Origin of the sequence: Stenotrophomonas sp. AG209 (genome assembly GCF_003550055.1) — a bacterium.
Lineage (GTDB): Bacteria > Pseudomonadota > Gammaproteobacteria > Xanthomonadales > Xanthomonadaceae > Stenotrophomonas.
The window spans coordinates 155,230-173,383 of record NZ_QXDB01000004.1 but is presented as its reverse complement, the minus strand read 5'-3'; the positions used below and the strand labels follow the sequence as shown (position 1 = coordinate 173,383).

Genomic DNA, 18,154 nt, shown 5'->3' with positions numbered 1-18,154 from the left:
TTCACGCCATCCGCAGTGCAAGCACGCCGCCCACGATGAGCGACGCTGCCAGCCAGCGCGCGCGTGGTATGCGTTCGCGCAGCAGGAACACCGAGATCAGCAGCGCGAACAGGATTGACGATTCGCGCAGCGCCGAGACCATCGCCACCGGTGCCTGGGTCATCGCCCACAACGCCATCGCATAGGAGGCCGTGGTGCCGACGCCACCGGCCAGGCCCAGTGGCCAATGCTGCCGCGCATAGTCCAGCACCGCGCCGCCGCGCGTGTACAACGCCCACAGCGGCAGCGGAATGCCCGACAGCAGGAACAGCCACAGCGTGTAGCTGAGCGCGCTGCCTGACTGCCGCGCACCCTGCGCATCGACCAGTGTGTAGGTAGCGATCATCGCCGCGGTCAGCAGCGGCAGGCGCAGCTGGCCGCCGCGTGCACCCAGTGCCATGCACAGGATGCCGGTGCTCACCAGCACTACACCCAGCCACGCTGCGGCGGGCAATGGCTCACCGAGCAGGGTGCCCGTCAGCGCGACCAGGATCGGCGCGCTGCCACGCATCAGCGGGTAGGCCAGGCTCATGTCGACCTGCTGGTAACAGCGTGCGACCAGCCCGTAATAGGTCACCTGCAACAGCACCGACGCGCCCAGCCAGGGCCAGCTGTGCGCAGCCGGGAAGGGCAGGAAGGGGAGGGCAGCGGCCGACAGCAGCGCGGCACTGCCGGTCACCAGCACGGTACCGAGGAACTTGTCCGGCCCGCGCTTGACGATCGCATTCCAGCTGGCATGCAGCGCCGCGGCAGCGAGGACAAGCAGGAAGATGGAGAGCGGCATCCGCCGATGATGCCATGCGGGGCAAATGGAAACGCCGGGCATCGCCCGGCGTTTCCGATTCCGCTTCGGTAGGTGCCAACCTCTCCCGCCGTGGCAGGTGCCAACCTTGGTTGGCACGCACCAGAGCGCGGTGCTTACAGCTTCGCGCGCTGCTCGCGCAGGCCGGCCAGCTGGGTGTTCCAGTCGACCAGGCGAACGCGTTCCTGCTCGACCACCGCCGGTGGCACCTTGTCGGTGAACTTGGCCAGCTTGGTTTCGCTTTTTTCCTGCTCGCCTTCCACGCGCTTGATCTCCTTGTCCAGGCGCGCGCGCTCGGCATCGAGATCGACCAGGCCTTCCAGCGGCACCAGCAGCTTCAGCTCGCCCACGATCGCGGCGGCGGCCGGCGGTGCGCTTTCGCCCTCGGCCAGCCACTGGATGCTGTCCAGCTTGAGCAGGAACGACAGCGAGGCGCTGAAACGTTCGATGCGCACGCGATCCTGCTCAAGCCCGGCCTGCAGGCGCAGCGGCACCTGCCTGGACGGGGCGACGTTCAGTTCGCTGCGCACGCGACGCACCGCACTGATCACCGCCTTCAGCCATTCCACGTCGGCCTCGGCCTGGGCGAAATCGCCTTCGAACTCGGCGGCGGTCGGGTACGGGCGCAGCGACAGCGTGGTTTCGGCCAGGCCCAGGCGCGGCGCCAGCTGCTGCCACAGCTGTTCGGTGATGAACGGGGTGAGCGGGTGCAGCAGGCGCAGCAGCGCTTCCAGCACGTACAGCAGGGTGTGGCGGGTGCTTTCGGCGTCGGCGGCGTCGGCACCGTTCAGTGCCGGCTTGCTCAGCTCCAGGAACCAGTCGCAGAACTCGTTCCAGGCGAACTCGTACAGGCACTGCGCCAGCAGGTCGAAGCGGTAGTTGGCGTAGTGGCCCTGCGCCTCGGTGGACACTGCGGCCAGGCGCGCCAGGATCCAGCGTTCGGCATCGGTGCGCGGGGTCGGCACGCCGGTGAACGCAGCACCCTCGGTGTTCATCAGGGCGAAGCGGCTGGCGTTCCACAGCTTGTTGCAGAAGTTCTTGTAGCCCTCGGCGCGGTTCATGTCGAACTTGATGTCGCGGCCGTGGGTCGCCAGCGCGGCGATGGTGAAGCGCAGCGCATCGGCACCGTGGGCAGCAATGCCGTCCGGGAATTCCTTGCGGGTGGCCTTCTCGATCTTCTCCACCATCTTCGGCTGCATCAGGCCGCCGGTGCGCTTGGCGACCAGGTCGTCGATGGTGATGCCGTCGATGATGTCCAGCGGGTCGAGCACGTTGCCCTTGCTCTTGGACATCTTCTGGCCCTGGCCGTCGCGGATCAGGCCGGTGAAGTAGACGTCCTTGAACGGGATCTTCCCGACCAGGTTGTCGGTGGCCATGATCATGCGCGCCACCCAGAAGAAGATGATGTCGAAGCCGGTGATCAGCACCGACGACGGCAGGTAACGGTCGAAGCCGCGCTCGGCCATGGTCTGCTCGTTCGGCCAGCCCAGGGTGGAGAACGGCCACAGCTGCGAGGAGAACCAGGTCTCCAGCACGTCGCTTTCCTGGTTCAGCACCACGTCGCTGCCCAGGTTGTTCTTTGCCCGCACTTCCTCTTCGCTGCGACCGACGTAGCAGCTGCCGGTGGCGGCATCGAACCATGCCGGAATGCGATGGCCCCACCACAGCTGGCGGCTGATGCACCAGTCCTGGATGTTGTTCATCCAGTGGCGGTAGGTGTTGATCCAGTTCGGCGGCACGAAGGAAATGCTTCCGTCCTCGACCAGTTCCAGGCCACGCTTGGCCAGGTCGTCCATTTTCACGAACCACTGGTCGGTCAGGTACGGCTCGATCACCTGGCCGGTACGGTCGCCGCGCGGGACCTGCAGCTTGTGCGCCCTGGTCTCGACCAGGATGCCCAGGTCTTCCAGCTCGGCCAGCACGGCCTTGCGCGCGGCATAGCGGTCCAGGCCCTGGAAGCGTTCCGGCGCGTTTTCATTCAGCGCCGCCACCGGGGTGAACAGGTTGATCATCGGCAGGCTGTGGCGCACGCCGACTTCGTAGTCGTTGAAATCGTGCGCCGGGGTGACCTTGACCACGCCGGTGCCGAACGCACGGTCCACGTAATCATCGGCGATCACCGGCACGCGGCGGCCGGTCAGCGGCAGCACCACGCTCTTGCCGATCAGGTGCGCGTAGCGCTCGTCTTCCGGGTGCACCATCACCGCGGTATCGCCCAGCAGGGTTTCCGGGCGGGTGGTGGCAACGACCAGGTAGTCGCGGGTTTCGCGCAGGGTTTCCACGCCGTCGGCATCGCGCTCGACGTGCTCGTAGCTCAGGCCGTCATCCAGCGTGTAGGCGATCGACCACAGGAAGCCGTCTTCCTCGGCGCTCTCCACTTCCAGGTCGGAAATGGCGGTCTTCAGCACCGGGTCCCAGTTGACCAGGCGCTGGCCGCGGTAGATCAGACCCTGCTCGTACCAGCGCACGAAGGCTTCGTTGACCGCTGCCGACGGCTGCGGGTCCATGGTGAAGGTGCTGCGCGACCAGTCGGCGGAGGTGCCAAGACGGCGCATCTGGCGTTCGATGGTGTCACCGGACTGCTGCTTCCACTCCCAGACCTTGCCGATGAAGCCTTCGCGGCCCAGCGAATCGCGGGTCTCGCCCTTGCCTTCCAGCGCCAGGTTGCGGCTGACCACCATTTCGGTGGCGATGCCGGCATGGTCGGTACCGACCTGCCACAGCGTGTCGTAGCCGCGCATGCGGTGGTAGCGCACCAGCGCGTCCATCAGGGTCTGCTGGAAGGCGTGGCCCATGTGCAGGGTGCCGGTCACGTTCGGCGGCGGCAGCAGGATGGTGTACGGCTCGCCCGTGCCGGACGGCTTGAAGTGGCCGGCCTTCTCCCAGGCCTCGTAGAGGTCGGTCTCGAAGGACTTCGGGTCGTAGCTGGAGGCGAGTTGGGTCATGCGGGGGAACCGGTAATCAAGGCGGAAGGGAGATCAGCGCGACCCGAGGGCGCGCCGGATCTTCTGGTCGGTGTGGTACTGGCTGACCGCGTAGGCGGCCCAGATGGCGGCGGGCAGCCAGCCGATCAGGGTGATCTGCAGGATCAGGCAGACGGTGCCGGCCAGCGGTCGGCCAATGGTGAAGAAGGACAGCCAGGGAAGAATCAGGGCGATCAGCAGGCGCATCAAGGGGTCCTCGCTGGGCTTACATGTCGTGCTTGTTGAGGTCGTACCCGGCGGCCTTGTACTGGCGCCAGCGCTCGCGCAGCGGTTCGCGCGCTTCCGGATCGGCCGGAACCACTTCCAGCACGCGCTCGCACTGGCCCAGCCAGGGCTCGTCGCGCAGGTTGATCACCAGCGGACGCGCCGGTGCCTCGGTGCCGGGTACCGCGATCAGTACCAGGGCCTCTTCCTCGTCCATGTCTTCCCCGGCGATCTGGTGCGGGATGTAGGCATCGTTGTCGAACGCCCACAGCAGCTCGTCCAGTTCCTCGGCCTGGGCCTGGTCACGGGCCAGCACCAGGGTGAACAGCCCGGCGTCGTTGGCCTTGCGCGCCAGTTCGCAGACCAGGCGCAACGGCTCGGTCAGGAAGCGGGGCTTGGCGATCAGGTAGAAGTCGGCGCGGGGCATGGCAGGGTCCGGGTCAGGCAGGGGCCCGGCAGTGCCGGGCGAGGCCCTGGCCGGCGGAGGCCGGCCAGGGTCGGGTACGGCATCAGGCGCGGGCGACCTGGTCCAGCAGCCACTGGCTCAGCAGGCCGACCGGACGGCCGGTGGCCATGCCACGCTTGCCTTCATCGCTGGCGACGCCGGCGATGTCCAGGTGGGCCCAGCGCTGGCCTTCGGCGAAGCGCGACAGGAAGCAGCCGGCGGTGATCGCACCGGCCCAGCGGCCGCCGATGTTGTAGACGTCGGCGAAGGTCGAATCCAGCATCGGCTGGTATTCGTCCCACAGCGGCAGGCGCCAGGCGCGGTCGAACACGTGCTCGCCGGCGGCCAGCAGCTCGTTGGCGAGGTCGTCGTGCTTGCTCATCAGGCCGGCGGTCTGGTGGCCGAGGGCGACCATGCAGGCGCCGGTCAGGGTGGCGACGTCGACCAGCGCGGCCGGCTCGAAGCGCTGCGCGTAGGTCAGCGCGTCGCACAGGATCAGGCGGCCTTCGGCGTCGGTGTTGCCGACTTCGATGGTCTTGCCCGACATCGAGGTGATCACGTCGGACGGACGGTAGGCGTTGCCGTCGATGGCGTTCTCCACCGCCGGCACCACCACCACCAGGTTCAGCGGCAGCTTGGCCTTGACCGCAGCGACGAAGGTGCCGATGACGTTGGCGCCACCGCACATGTCGTATTTCATCTCCTCGATGCCGCCCTGGGTCTTCAGGTTGACGCCACCGGTATCGAAGGTGATGCCCTTGCCGACCAGCACGTACGGCTTGGCGTCGCCAGCACCGGTCCACTTCAGCACGACCAGGCGTGGGCGGTTGGCCGAACCGCGGGCCACGGCCAGCAGGGAGCCCATGCCCAGCGCTTCCATCTGGGTCTCGTCGAGGATTTCGGCCTCGGCACCGTCGTGTTCGCCGGCGAACTTCACGCCCACTTCGGCCAGGTAGGCCGGGGTGCAGTAGTTCGGCGGCAGGTTGCCCAGCTCGCGGGCGAACTCGACGCCGGCGGCGATGGCCTGGCCCTGGGCCAGCGCCTGGGCGTCATCACCGGCAACGGCCAGCTGGGCCAGGCCGGCATCGTCGGCCTTCTTCTTGCCCAGGGTGGCGGTGTAGCGGTAAGCAGCGTGATCGGCGGCGATCACCGCCTGGCGGATCGCCCAGGCCGCGTCGCGGTCCTTGATGGCCACTTCGGACAGGGTGAGCAGCGCGCTGCGGGCGGCGCCGGCCTTCAGCGCGCGCACGGCGTCGCCGACGGCCTTCAGGTACTGCGGCACGCCGAAGCGGGCAGCTTCGCCGAGGCCGACCACCAGCACGCGCGGGGCGGTCACGCCCGGCAGGTCGTGCAGCAGGGTGGTGGCGCCGGTCTTGCCGGACAGGTCGCCGCGCTGGGCCAGGGCGGCCAGGCGGCCACCACTGGCGGCGTCCAGGGCCTGCGCGGCCGGGGTCAGGGTATGGTCGGCATACGCGCCGACCACCAGGCAATCAACGGTGGCGGCGGCCGGAGCAACGTGGTTCAGGGTGAATTCGAGGGCCATTGAGCAGATTCCATTGGCGAGTCCGTACAATCGCAGGCCGTTTACGCCCAGACAGTAGACTGGGCGGCACCGCGAACGAACCCCAGAGTTTAAACCACCGCCCCATGCTGAAGCTCGACCGATACCTGCTGGGCGATTTCGTCCAGAGTTTCCTGGCTACCCTGATCGTCCTGCTGGTGGTCAGCGTGGGCGGCGTGCTGGTGGACATCCTCGGCAACATCGCCGACGGGCGCCTGCCGGCCAAGCTGCTGTTCTCGCAGCTGGGCCTGCAGTTCATCGCCTACCTGCCGCTGATCCTGCCGCTGGCGCTGATGCTGGGCCTGCTGCTGGCCGTGGCCCGGCTGTACCGCGACTCGGAGATGGCGGTCATCACCGCCATCGGCGTGGGGCCCAAGCGGCTGCTGCGGCCACTGCTGATGCTGGTGGTGCCGGTGGTGCTGCTGGTCGGCGCCTGCTCGCTGTGGCTGGGCCCGTGGGCCGGCCGGGTGGCCGAGCAGATGATCATCGAGGCCAACCGCAGCGTGCTGATGGCCGGGCTGGAGCCGGGCCGGTTCACGCCGCTGCCCAATGGCGGCGTGGTCTACCTGTCCTCGATCTCGCCCGACGGCACCGAGCTGGGCAAGGTGTTCCTGCAGCGGCAGAAGGACGACCGCCTGGAAGTGGTGTCGGCCAACAGCGGCCGCATGTACTTCGAGGGCACCCGCCAGCGCTTCCTGGAGCTGGACGACGGCCACCAGGTGGAAGGGCCGGTGGCCGGCGCGCTGGATTACCGCCTGGCGACCTTTGCCCGCAACGACGTGGCCCTGCCCGATGGCGCACAGACCCGCACCGAGGACGACCCGGAACTGATGCCGACCCTGAAGCTGATCGGCGATGAGCGCCCGCAGGCGCAGGCGCAGCTGCACCGCCGCCTGGCACCGCCGCTGATCGCGCTGGCCTTTGCCCTGCTGACCGTGCCGCTGGGCCGCAGCTCGCCGCGCCAGCAGCGCTACGGCCGCATGATGCTGGCCCTGATGGCCTACATGGTGGGTACCAACCTGATGTTCATCGGCAGCGGCTGGATCGCCAACGGCAAGATCCCCCCTGCGCTGGGCCTGTGGTGGCTGACCCTGCCGCTGCTGGCGCTGTCGATCTGGATGTATGCACGTGATGGCCGCCTGGGCCGCCCGAAGGGAGCCCGCGCATGAGGCTGCGCCCGATGCGTTTCGACCTGTACCTGGGCCAGTCGGTGTTCACCACGGTGCTGCTGACCTGGGCGGTGCTGGTCGGCCTGGACGTGGTGATGGCCTTCTCCGGCGAGTTCAAGGACATCGGCAAGAACGGCTACACCCTGGGCCATGCCGCCGCGTGGGTGCTGTACACGGTGCCGCGCCGCGCCTACACGATGTTCCCCACCGCCGCGGTGATCGGCGCACTGATGGGCCTGGGCCAGCTGGCCGCGACCTCGGAGCTGACCGCACTGCGTGCGCTGGGCCTGTCGCGCAAGCGCCTGAGCGTGTCGGTGGCGATCGCGCTGTCGCTGCTGACCGCGGTGATGGTGCTCAGCGCCGAGACGCTCGGCCCGTGGGGCCAGGACCGTGCCGACGCATTGAAGGCCAGTGCCAAGTGGGGACGGGACATCTCCACCACCCGCTACTCCGGCCTATGGGCACGCGAAGGCGACACCTTCCTCAACGCCCAGAGCGGCGAGGAACAGCTGGTGGGCGACAAGGGCACAAGGCTGATCCTGCGTGACGTGCGCCTGTACCGGATCGCCGAAGACGGCAATATCGCCTCGTTGACCCATGCCGCCACCGCCGAGCACGACAAGGACGGCTGGGTGCTGACCGGGGTGCGCCGCGACACCTTCGGCGAGCGCTCGGCGGCCCGCCAGGAAGTGGCGCGCGAGCCGTGGAACTCGAAGCTGGATGCGGCGGCGCTGGCCACCGGCATCGCCAAGCCGCGAAACCTCAGCGTGGCCGAGCTGAGCACCAGCATTGCCTACCGCCAGCGCAACGGACTGGATGCGCGCGATTTCGAGGATGTGTACTGGAGCCGCTGGTTCTACCCGGTGAACGTGCTGGCACTGTGCCTGGCGGCGGTGCCGTTCGCGTTCGGGTCGCTGCGCAGCGGCGGCATGGGCAAGCGCCTGTTCCTGGGCATCCTGTTCGCCCTGGGCTTCTGGCTGCTGCAGTTGTTCTTCGGCCGCATGGCCGGTGCGCTGAAGTTCGATTACCGCATCGCCTATGCGTTGCCGCCGATCGTGATGCTGGCGGTGTCCGGCCTGCTGTTCCGGCGCAAATCGGGCTGATTCTGGTTGTTGTAGAGCAGCCGAGCCTGTGCCCGGCTGTCGCGTACAGTGCGGAAAGCAGCCGAGCACGTGCTCGGCTCTACAGACAGCGCTTTACCGCTTCGGCAGGCGCACTACGCGGGTGCCGCTGGCGCGGTCATGCCAGGTCAGGCGGTCGCGGTCGACCCAGGCCCACCAGAATCCCAGTCCGCCCAGCAGCAGTGACAGCGTTCCCACTGCGTAGCGCAGCCACAGCTGGCCGCGCCGCAGCGGCGTGCCATCGCTCGATTGCAGTTTCAGCCGCCACGGACGCATGCCCAGCGTCTGTCCGCCACGGCGCCAGCTGGCCGTGGCGTACCACCCCGTGATTCCCCAGCACACCGCCCACAGCAGCCACTGCCAGGCACTGAACGGTGCGATGTTCTCGCGCTGCGCGTGGCCGCTGAAGGTGTAGGCGAGGGTGAACAGCGTGCCGACCAGCATCCACAGCGCCAGCACCGGCAGTGCGTCGTAGACCACCGCCAGCACGCGCCAGGCCAACAAGGCACGTGGGCGGGGCATTTCGGTAGCGGCCGCAGGGGCCGTGTCGGTGGCAGGGCGGGACATGCGCCGAGCATACGCAAAGCTGGCCGTGCCCGCAGTGGCCCTCGTATCCTGCACGCATGGCCCTTGTTTCCACCCCCGCCGAACGACGCCAGCTGGTCCAGCAACTGCCCGAGCTGCGCGCCGACGACAGCATGCGCATCCAGCGCTTCCTCGATGCGATCTGGGCGGAGAACGGCCTGGCCCGCGCCACCCTCGACAGCTACCGGCGCGACCTGGAAGGACTGGCGCGCTGGATGGATGGACGCGACGGTGGCCTGGCCGGTATCGAACGTCCCGGGCTGTTCGACTATCTGGCCTGGCGCACCCGGCATGGCTGGTCGCCGCGCAGCAATGCGCGCCTGCTGTCGGCCTTGCGGGCGTTCTTTGCAGATGGCGTGCGCCGTGGCGAACGCAGCGAAGACCCCAGTGCGCTGCTCGACCCGCCGAAGCTGCCACGGCTGTTGCCCAAGGCGCTGGCCGAAAGCCAGATCGATGCGCTGCTGGCGGCACCGGACATCGACAGTCCGCTGGGCCTGCGCGATCGCGCCATGCTGGAACTGATGTATGCCGCCGGCCTGCGTGTGAGCGAGCTGGTGCTGCTGCCGGCCACGGCGGTCAACCTGCGCCAGGGCGTGCTGCGGGTTACCGGCAAGGGCAGCAAGGAACGGCTGGTGCCGCTGGGCGAGGAATCGCAGCATTGGCTGGAGCGTTACCTGCAGCAGTCGCGCCCGCTGTTGGTCGGCAAGGGCAAGGTGCACGCTCTGGCCGATGGGCAGACGCCGTTGTTCATCGAGCCGACGCTGCATGCGCTGACCCGGCAGGCGTTCTGGCACCTGGTCAAGCGCCACGCGCAGGTGGCCGGCATCGACCCGGCGCGGATCAGCCCGCATGGCCTGCGCCACAGCTTCGCCACCCATCTGCTCAACCGCGGTGCCGACCTGCGCGCGCTGCAGATGCTGCTCGGACACAGTTCGTTGTCGACCACCCAGATCTACACCCTGGTGGCGCGCGAGCATCTGCAGAAGCTGCACGCCCGCCACCATCCGCGCGGCTGAGCGCCGGGCTGAATCGCTGCCCGGGGCCGTGCCGGGCGTCGCGGCCCGGTTCCGGTGGCTGTGTCAGAATCCGGGATCTTCTTCTGTTGCGGATCGCTCCATGCTCCGATTTGCCATCGCCGCCGTGTTCGGTGCGCTCAGCCTGACCGCCTGCGCCCAGCCGGCCCCGCCGGCCGCCAAGGCACCTGCCGCTGCGGCCAAGGCCGGCCCGGCCGCCAACGCGCCGGCCGACCAGGCGGTACGTGCCGCACTGACCGCGCTCAATCCGGGTTTCCAGGTGGATTACATCGGTGCCGCGCCGTTCCCCGGCTTCCGCGAAGTGGTGGTCTCCGGACAGCTGCTGTACGTGTCCGATGACGGTCGTTACCTGTTCCAGTCGCAGCCCTACGACACCCGCGCCAAGGGCCCGGCCAACAGTGAAGGCCTGCTCGGTTACCGTCGTGGCCTGCTGGCCAAGGCCAACCACGGCGATCGCATCGTGTTCGCCGCGCCGAACGCCAAGTACACCATCAGCGTGTTCACCGACATCGAGTGTGGTTACTGCCGCAAGCTGCACCAGGACATCGCCGAGCTCAACCGCAACGGCATCACCGTCGAGTACCTGGCGTTCCCGCGCATGGGCCTGGGCAGCAAGGACTACACCGACATGATTTCGGTCTGGTGTGCAGCGGATCGTCGCCAGGCCCTGACCAACGCCAAGCGCGGTGGCAGCGTGCCGGCCAAGAACTGCACCAACCCGGTGGCGATGCAGTACGCGCTGGGCCAGCAGCTGGGCGTGAATGGCACGCCGGCGATCTTCGCGCCGGATGGCACCCAGCTGGGCGGTTACCTGCCGCCGGCGCAGCTGCGTGCGGCGCTGGACAAGCTGTCCGAGAAGCGCTGACGCGGAACTGTAGCGTCGAGCCATGCTCGACTGCGGTTCCGCATGAGGCAGCCGAGCATGGCTCGGCTCTACAGATTCGAGGCCGGGGATGCGTATCGCATCCCCGGCTTTTTTGCTTACTTCAGGCCATCACTGACCGCCTTGGTCAGCGTGCCCTGCGCATCGTCACCGCTGAACTCCCAGACGAACGCGCCGCCCAGGCCCTGGGTCTTCACGTAACCCATCTTGCGGGTGATGTTGGCCGGGGTGTCGAAGCTCCACAGCGTGCTGCCGTTGTAGATCCAGGTGGCACCGGCGGTGTTGTCGGTGTAGCCCGGCCACGCCAGGTTCTTCAGCACCTTCCAGTCTTCGATGCCGGCCTCGTAGGTACCCGGGGCGGCACCGGTTGCGGTCTGGTACAGGCCGTTGTTGGCATTGGCCACGCCGGTCCAGCCACGCCCGTAGTAGCCGATGCCCAGGTTGAGCTTGGCGGCGGGCACGCCACGGCTGATGAAGGCCTCGATGGCGTCGTTGCTGTTGTACAGCTTCTGGTCGCCGGTGGACGGGTCATTCGGCGAATCGAACAGCGCCGACTGGTGATTGGTCTTCGCATCCCACGCGCCGTGGAAGTCGTAGGTCATCACGTTGATGTAGTCCAGGTACGGGTGGTACGCGGCAGGATCGGTGACGCGGATCTTGTCGATGCCGGCACCCACCGCCACCGTCAGCAACAGGCCCGGACGCACCGCATCGAGCTGGCGGCGGAACTCGGCCATCAGCGCGGTGAAGTTGGCGTTGTCCTCCGGCTTGCCGCATTCGATGCCGCAGGCCACCGGGTACTCCCAGTCGATGTCGATGCCGTCGAACACGCCCAGCGCTGCACCGGCGCCACCGGCACCGTCGGTCACCGGCAGGTTGCCCTTGATGTAAGCGTCGATGCACGAGGCGACGAAGGCCTGGCGGTTTTCCGGGCGCGCAGCGCTGGAGAAACCACGCGACCAGGTCCAGCCACCCAGCGAGATCAGCACCTTCATGCCCGGGTACTTGGCCTTGAGCTGCTTGAGCTGGTTCCAGTTGCCACGCAGCGGCTGGTCCCAGGTATCGGCGCTGCCGCTGACGCTCTCGGCGGCGCTGAAGGCCTTGGTGTAGTCGGCGAAGGCATCGCCACCGGCACCGCTGCTCGGATCCGACGGCTGGGTGATGCCCACTTCGCAGCGGTTGTTGCGCACGTTGCCGAACGCGTAGTTGATGTGGGTCAGGCGCGCGGCCGAACCACTGCTGTCGATGTTCTTGACCCGGTAGTTGCGGCCGTAGATGCCCCACTGGGTGAAGTAGCCGATGACCCGCTTGCCGGTGGTGCCGCCGTCACCGGCCAGCGTGGTGGCGCTGATCTCGGTGCCCTGAGCCGACGCATTGCCGGCGTTGTCGCGGGCACGTACGCGGTAGCGGTAGGTGGTCGACGCGGTCAGCCCGCCATCCACATAGCTGGCACTGGACGGCGAACCGACCAGGCTGCCGTTGCGGTACACGTCATAGCCGGCCATGCCGCTGCCACCGGTGTTGTCGGTGGACGGGCTCCAGCTGAGCGCGATGCTGTTGGCGGTGCGGGTGCCGGCCGCCAGCCCGCCCGGCACGCTCGGTGCGGTGGTATCGCCACCGGCGGCGTTGACGGTGATGGTGATGGTCGGGGTGCTGGTGGTGGCGTTGTTGTTGTCGGTCGCGACCGCACGCAGAGTGTGGCTGCCGGCGCTGGCATTGGCCCAGCTGGCCGCATACGGCGCACTGGTGGCCACGCCCAGCGAGCTGCCGTCGCGGAAGAACTCGACCTTGGCGACGCTGCCGTCCGGGTCACTGGCGTTGGCGGTCACGTTGACGGTGCTGCCGGCGCTGAAGGTGGCGCCGTTGGCCGGCGAGGTCAGGCTGACCACCGGCGGCTGGTTGGCGCCGCCGCCATCACAGGCGCCGAGGTTGGTGTAGTAGGGCGCACCGGCCGGATGGTCCGGCGGCGCGTTCCAGATGTCCTGGTTCGCCCGATAGAGGACGCCTCCTTTCTGCAGGGTATCGCCGGCCCGGTAGATCTTGGCCTGGTCCCACTGGGCCACGCCGGCACAGCTGGCGGCCTGCGCCAGGCCGGGCAGGACGGCGGTACCGGCGGCCAGGGCAAGCAGCCAGGCCAGGCGGCGGGGACGACAGCTTCGGGTCGCACGTTCGGCACTGCGCACAATCGGGTCGTACATGGGTAAGTCTCCGATCAAAGGGCGCGCGGGCCCCGATGGCGCCGCGCGTGACGCAGGTCCGGGCGTCGCCCGGGAAGGCGACGGAGGGGGCGGACGGGGTACCTGGGAGGCCGGGGAGAGAGTCCGGCGCCAGGTGGGGACAACGTTGTCATCAATCGCGTGGTCAATCCGTGAGCAAGCGCATGGTTCGGGGATCCGGGCGGAGGGCGGCGCTGCGCGCGGTCGGCGGCCATCGGCGGAGCCCCTCGTGGCTGGGGTGGGTTGCTGAAAGCGGGTTTCTGAGGGTTAGCCGGGTGGGTGGGCTGCGCAGGGGACGCTGCAAGTACGTCCATGTAAGCTCGATCGCCGCATCCATGCGGCTCACGCCCCTGCGCAGCCCACCCACCCGGCCCCTGACAGGTTCCTGCGCGGTCAGCCACGAAAGACAGAACAGAAAATCAAAGGCAGAAGCCGGTCGCTTCGCTCTTCAATGCCTGATTTCCGATGTTCCCTGGTTGCCGGCCAGCGGCCGGCATTACCGGGGAGCATCCACGCATGGCGTGGATCTACTGCAGATCGCGGAAATCTGTCGAAGGCGGGGTGGGTCCGGTGGCGGGGGTGTCCGCGGCATGGATGCCGCGGCCAAGCCCCCAGGGATGGGTTTACGGCGTCCCCCGCCACCGGACCCACCCCGCCATCCCACGGGAACCCCGCTTTTGCTTTGGCCGTTGCCGTTGCCGTTGCCTTGGCCTCGGCGGGTGCCGGGCGCCGCCCGGCCAGAGCCCTTCCCCCGCTTCCGGTACAATGTCGGGCCCGTTTCCCAACTACGGTTCCCCGGACATGATGGTCCTCGAGGGCGCGCCCGCCCTGTCGCCGTTCCGCCGCGAACGTCTTGAATCCCGCCTGCAGTCCATCGCTCCCTCCCTGCGCATCAGCGGCGCCTGGCACGTCTACTTCGTGCAGCCCGAAGGCAGCGCCGCCCCCGACCTGACCACCCTGTGCCGCATCCTCGAAGCGGCGCCGCAGGCCGAAGCCGTGGCCGAGGGCGCGGTCAGCCGCATCGTGGTGCCGCGCCTGGGCACGCTGTCGCCGTGGTCGAGCAAGGCCACCGAACTGGTCCGCGGTGCCGGCCAGCCGGTCAGCCGGGTCGAGCGTGGCCTGCGCATCGACGTGCAGGGCTGGCCGGCCGATGCCGCCGCCCAGCAGGCGCTGGTCAAGGCGCTGCACGACCCGATGACGCAGTCGGTGCTGGAGACCGTGGAACAGGGCCAGGCGCTGTTCTCGGCGCCGGCCCGGGGTGAATTGGAGCGCGTGCCGGTGGACCAGTTGGAGGCCGCCAACCAGCGCCTCGGCCTGGCCATGGCCCAGGACGAGATCGACTACCTGCGCGAACGCTTCACCGCGCTCGGCCGCGCGCCGTCCGACGTCGAACTGATGATGTTCGCGCAGGCCAATTCCGAGCACTGCCGCCACAAGATCTTCAATGCCAGCTGGACCATCGACGGCCAAGAACAGGACCGTTCGCTGTTCCGGATGATCAAGAACACCCACCAGCAGACCCCGCAGCACACGCTCAGCGCGTACAGCGACAATGCCGCGGTGATCGAAGGCCATCCGGCCTCGCGCTATCGCCCCGATCCGGCCAGTGGCGAATACCGCCGCGAGCCGCAGGTGCCCAGCGCGTTCCAGATCAAGGTGGAAACGCACAACCATCCGACCGCGATCGCACCGTTCCCGGGCGCATCGACCGGCAACGGCGGTGAGATCCGCGACGAGGGCGCGACCGGCCGCGGCGGCAAGCCGAAGGCGGGCCTGTCCGGGTTCTCGGTCTCGCACCTGCGCATTCCCGAGCTGCCGCAGCCGTGGGAAGCGCCGCGCGCGCTGAACCCGCGCATGGCACCGGCACTGGAAATCATGACCGACGGCCCGCTCGGCGGTGCTGCGTTCAACAACGAGTTCGGCCGCCCGAACCTGCTCGGCTACTTCCGCAGTTTCGAGCTGCCGGAAGGCGCCGATCTGGTGCGTGCGTACGACAAGCCGATCATGCTGGCCGGTGGCCTCGGCGCGATCGATCGCGTGCAGGTCGACAAGATCCAGCTGCAGGCCGGTGACGCGGTGATCGTGCTGGGCGGTCCGGCAATGCTGATCGGCCTCGGCGGCGGTGCGGCCAGTTCGGTGGCTTCGGGCGAGAGCGCCGAGGACCTGGACTTCGCCAGCGTGCAGCGCGACAACCCGGAAATGGAGCGTCGCTGCCAGGAGGTCATCGACCGCTGCGTGGCGATGGGGGCCAACAACCCGATCAAGTTCTTCCACGATGTCGGTGCCGGTGGCCTGTCCAATGCCATCCCGGAACTGCTGCACGACTCCAAGGTCGGCGGTGTCATCGACCTGGGCAAGGTGCCCACCGACGATCCGTCGCTGTCGCCGATGCAGCTGTGGTGCAACGAGTCGCAGGAGCGCTACGTGCTGGGCGTGGCCCAGGAGCGCCTGGCCGAGTTCGCCGCGCTGTGTGCCCGCGAGCGCTGCCCGTTCGCTGCGGTTGGCGTGGCCACCGCCGAGGAACACCTGGTGGTGGCCTACGGTGCCGTGCCGGGCCACACCCCGGCCGATGCGCCGATCGACCTGCCGATGGACGTGCTGTTCGGCAAGCCGCCGAAGATGCACCGCGACACCGCGCACCCGCCGGCCCCGCGCTGGCCGGCGCTGAAGACCGGCGGCCTGGACCTGCAGGAAGCGGGCCTGCGCGTGCTCGCGCACCCGACCGTCGCCTCGAAGAACTTCCTGGTCACCATCGGTGACCGCAGCGTCGGCGGCCTGACCGCGCGCGAGCAGATGGTCGGCCCGTGGCAGCTGCCGGTGGCCGACGTGGCAATCACCCTGGCCGACTTCGATGGCGTGGCCGGTGAAGCGATGTCGATCGGCGAGCGCACCCCGCTGGCCCTGCTCGACGCCGCTGCGTCGGCACGCATGGCGGTGGGCGAAGCGCTGACCAACCTGTGCGCGGCCCCGGTCGATGCGCTGGATGAGATCAAGCTGTCGGCGAACTGGATGGCCGCGGCCGGCCACCCGGGCGAAGACGCGCTGCTGTACGACGCGGTGAAGGCGGTGGGCATGGAACTTTGCCCGCAGCTGGACATCAGCATCCCGGTCGGCAAGGACTCGCTGTCGATGCAGGCGCAGTGGCACGACCAGGGCGAAGCGTACAAGAGCGTGTCGCCGGTGTCGCTGGTGATCTCGGCGTTCGCGCCGGTGGCCGACGTGCGCCAGCAGCTGACCCCGCTGCTCGACCGCGACGTGGACAGCGAGCTGTGGCTGATCGGCCTCGGCGCCGGCAAGCAGCGCCTGGGCGGTTCGATCCTCGCCCAGGTGCATGCCGACCACGGCGACCTGCCGGCCTTCGCCGGTGCCGCTCCGGACCTGGACGACCCGCAGCGCCTGCGTGGCTTCTTCGAACTGATCCGCGATGCACGCCAGTCCGGCCTGCTGCTGGCCTACCACGACCGCAGCGACGGTGGTGCCTTCGCCGCCCTGTGCGAAATGGCGTTCACCTCGCGCCTGGGCCTGGACATCACCCTTGATGCCTGGGGCGATGATCCGTTCCGCAGCCTGTTCAATGAAGAACTGGGGGCGGTGGTGCAGATCGCGCGCGAAGACCGCGCTGCCTTCGCCGACCTGGTCGAGCGCCACGCACTGACCGAATGCGCACAGCGCATCGCCAAGCCGACCACCGCGCCGGTGGTGCGCGTGTCGCTGGGCGGCGAGAACCTGGCCGAATGGCGTTGGGACGCGCTGTTCGACGCCTGGTGGTCGGTCACCCACGCGATGCAGAAGCGCCGCGACAACCCGGCCAACGCCGATGCCGAGCGCGAGGTCGCCCGTGCCTTCACTGCGCCGGGCCTGAAGCCCAAGCTCAGCTTCGACCTCAACGAAGACGTGGCTGCACCCTTCATCAGCACCGGTGCGCGCCCGCGCGTGGCCGTGCTGCGCGAACAGGGCGTCAATGGCCAGATCGAAATGGCCAACGCCTTCGAACGTGCCGGCTTCCGCGCCTTCGACGTGCACATGAGCGACCTGATCGAAGGCCGCGTGGCGCTGCAGGAGTTCACTGGCCTGGTCGCCTGCGGCGGCTTCAGCTACGGCGACGTGCTCGGTGCCGGCCGTGGCTGGGCCACCTCGATCCTGGAGCGCAGCGCGCTGCGTGATGCCTTCGCCGCGTTCTTCGCACGCGAAGACAGCTTTGCGCTGGGCGTGTGCAATGGCTGCCAGATGATGAGCCAGCTGAAGAACATCATCCCGGGTGCCGAGCACTGGCCGCAGTTCCGCCGCAACGCCAGCGAGCAGTTCGAAGCCCGCACTGCGCTGCTGGAAGTGGTGGAATCGCCGTCGATCCTGCTGCGTGGCATGGCCGGCTCGCGCCTGCAGGTAGCGGTGGCGCACGGCGAAGGCCAGGCCGTGTTCGACAACGCCGTCGACCAGGCTGCCGCCCGCGTCTCGCTGCGCTACATCGATGGCCATGGCAACATCGCCAGCCAGTATCCGCTGAACCCGAACGGTTCGCCCGACGGCATCACCGGCCTGACCAGCAGCGACGGCCGCGTCACCATCATGATGCCGCACCCGGAGCGCACCCCGCGCGCGCTCAACTTGAGCTGGGCACCGGCTGAATGGCAGGGTGATTCGCCGTGGATGCGCATGTTCCGCAACGCGCGGGTGTGGTGCGGCTGATCGCATCGTTCCGCGCAGGCCGCAATGCCATCGCGTATGGAGAAACCCGCCGCTGTGTCGGCGGGTTTTTCTTTGCGTGCGTGAAATTCCTGTTCTGCCCGCTAGTTACATCCGTTTTCATGCGCCAACAGTTCGTCACGTATACCTAACAAAATACTTTTATAAACACGTGAAATAGTGAACTGCTTCACGGCAATAGGATTTGTCGTGTCAAAGTCTTGACGATCTGCAAAGTTGCCGTTAACACTTGAACCCCGTTTCAGAATCATTCATTTCGCAGTAACCGGTTGGCGCACGCGCTCGGTTTTCTGTCGCTGCGCGCCGTTCGGCAATACCCCGCAGTAAATCACGCGAATAAACGCCCCCAGGGGACGTTGGGCCGGAAAGCCCAGCGGTGGCGTTGCTTTGCCCAAAACCAGTCCAAT

The 18,154-nt window shown here is 68.2% G+C and carries 12 protein-coding genes; 5 read left to right on the top strand and 7 right to left on the bottom strand.

The genetic code is table 11. The annotated features are described in order from the left end of the window. Nucleotide 1 precedes the first annotated feature (1 nt). The 5 genes from DFO63_RS17745 to DFO63_RS17725 form a co-directional block, all read right to left on the bottom strand. The gene (locus DFO63_RS17745; protein WP_119007467.1) at nt 2–823 is read right to left on the bottom strand and encodes an EamA family transporter; all 822 of its coding nucleotides are present in this window, start codon (nt 821–823) and stop codon (nt 2–4) included. A 134-nt stretch (nt 824–957) separates the two neighbouring features. Further along, entirely contained in the window at nt 958–3,786 is a 2,829-nt protein-coding gene (locus DFO63_RS17740; protein WP_119007466.1) for a valine--tRNA ligase, read from the bottom strand. Nucleotides 3,787–3,819: 33 nt separating this feature from the next. Next, nucleotides 3,820–4,011 carry a YqaE/Pmp3 family membrane protein gene (locus DFO63_RS17735; RefSeq protein ID WP_049443096.1) on the bottom strand — a complete coding sequence of 64 codons (192 nt, stop codon included), beginning with the start codon at nt 4,009–4,011 and terminating at the stop codon, nt 3,820–3,822. 19 nt (nt 4,012–4,030) lie between these two features. After that, nucleotides 4,031–4,456: a DNA polymerase III subunit chi gene (locus DFO63_RS17730; RefSeq protein WP_005415211.1), complete on the bottom strand. Its 426-nt coding sequence runs from the start codon at nt 4,454–4,456 to the stop codon at nt 4,031–4,033. 82 nt (nt 4,457–4,538) lie between these two features. Beyond that, nucleotides 4,539–6,017 carry a leucyl aminopeptidase gene (locus DFO63_RS17725; protein ID WP_049443097.1) on the bottom strand — a complete coding sequence of 493 codons (1,479 nt, stop codon included), beginning with the start codon at nt 6,015–6,017 and terminating at the stop codon, nt 4,539–4,541. A gap of 104 nt (nt 6,018–6,121) precedes the next feature. Between DFO63_RS17725 and lptF the strand changes: the two genes are divergently transcribed. Both lptF and lptG read left to right on the top strand, forming a co-directional pair. Continuing rightward, entirely contained in the window at nt 6,122–7,204 is a 1,083-nt protein-coding gene (gene lptF, locus DFO63_RS17720) for an LPS export ABC transporter permease LptF (RefSeq protein ID WP_014035922.1), read from the top strand. Beyond that, on the top strand, nt 7,201–8,307 hold the full coding sequence (gene lptG / locus DFO63_RS17715; protein WP_119007465.1) for an LPS export ABC transporter permease LptG: 1,107 nt from the start codon (nt 7,201–7,203) through the stop codon (nt 8,305–8,307). Before lptF ends, lptG begins: the two co-directional genes overlap by 4 nt. Nucleotides 8,308–8,400: 93 nt before the next feature. On the opposite strand, the gene DFO63_RS17710 is transcribed toward lptG, so the two are convergent. Further along, nucleotides 8,401–8,892 carry an RDD family protein gene (locus DFO63_RS17710; RefSeq protein ID WP_119007464.1) on the bottom strand — a complete coding sequence of 164 codons (492 nt, stop codon included), beginning with the start codon at nt 8,890–8,892 and terminating at the stop codon, nt 8,401–8,403. Nucleotides 8,893–8,948: 56 nt separating this feature from the next. Here DFO63_RS17710 and xerD point away from each other — a divergent pair, with 56 nt between their 5' ends. Both xerD and DFO63_RS17700 read left to right on the top strand, forming a co-directional pair. Further along, complete coding sequence (gene xerD, locus DFO63_RS17705) at nt 8,949–9,926, top strand: site-specific tyrosine recombinase XerD (RefSeq protein WP_049443100.1); 978 nt, start codon at nt 8,949–8,951, stop codon at nt 9,924–9,926. A 100-nt stretch (nt 9,927–10,026) separates the two neighbouring features. Next, nucleotides 10,027–10,809: a thioredoxin fold domain-containing protein gene (locus DFO63_RS17700; protein WP_049443101.1), complete on the top strand. Its 783-nt coding sequence runs from the start codon at nt 10,027–10,029 to the stop codon at nt 10,807–10,809. Nucleotides 10,810–10,925: 116 nt separating this feature from the next. Here the strand turns inward: DFO63_RS17700 and DFO63_RS17695 are convergent, their stop codons facing one another. After that, on the bottom strand, nt 10,926–13,025 hold the full coding sequence (locus DFO63_RS17695; protein WP_119007463.1) for a glycosyl hydrolase family 18 protein: 2,100 nt from the start codon (nt 13,023–13,025) through the stop codon (nt 10,926–10,928). Nucleotides 13,026–13,844: 819 nt separating this feature from the next. Here DFO63_RS17695 and purL point away from each other — a divergent pair. Beyond that, on the top strand, nt 13,845–17,729 hold the full coding sequence (gene purL / locus DFO63_RS17690) for a phosphoribosylformylglycinamidine synthase (RefSeq protein ID WP_119007462.1): 3,885 nt from the start codon (nt 13,845–13,847) through the stop codon (nt 17,727–17,729). Nucleotides 17,730–18,154 lie beyond the last annotated feature (425 nt).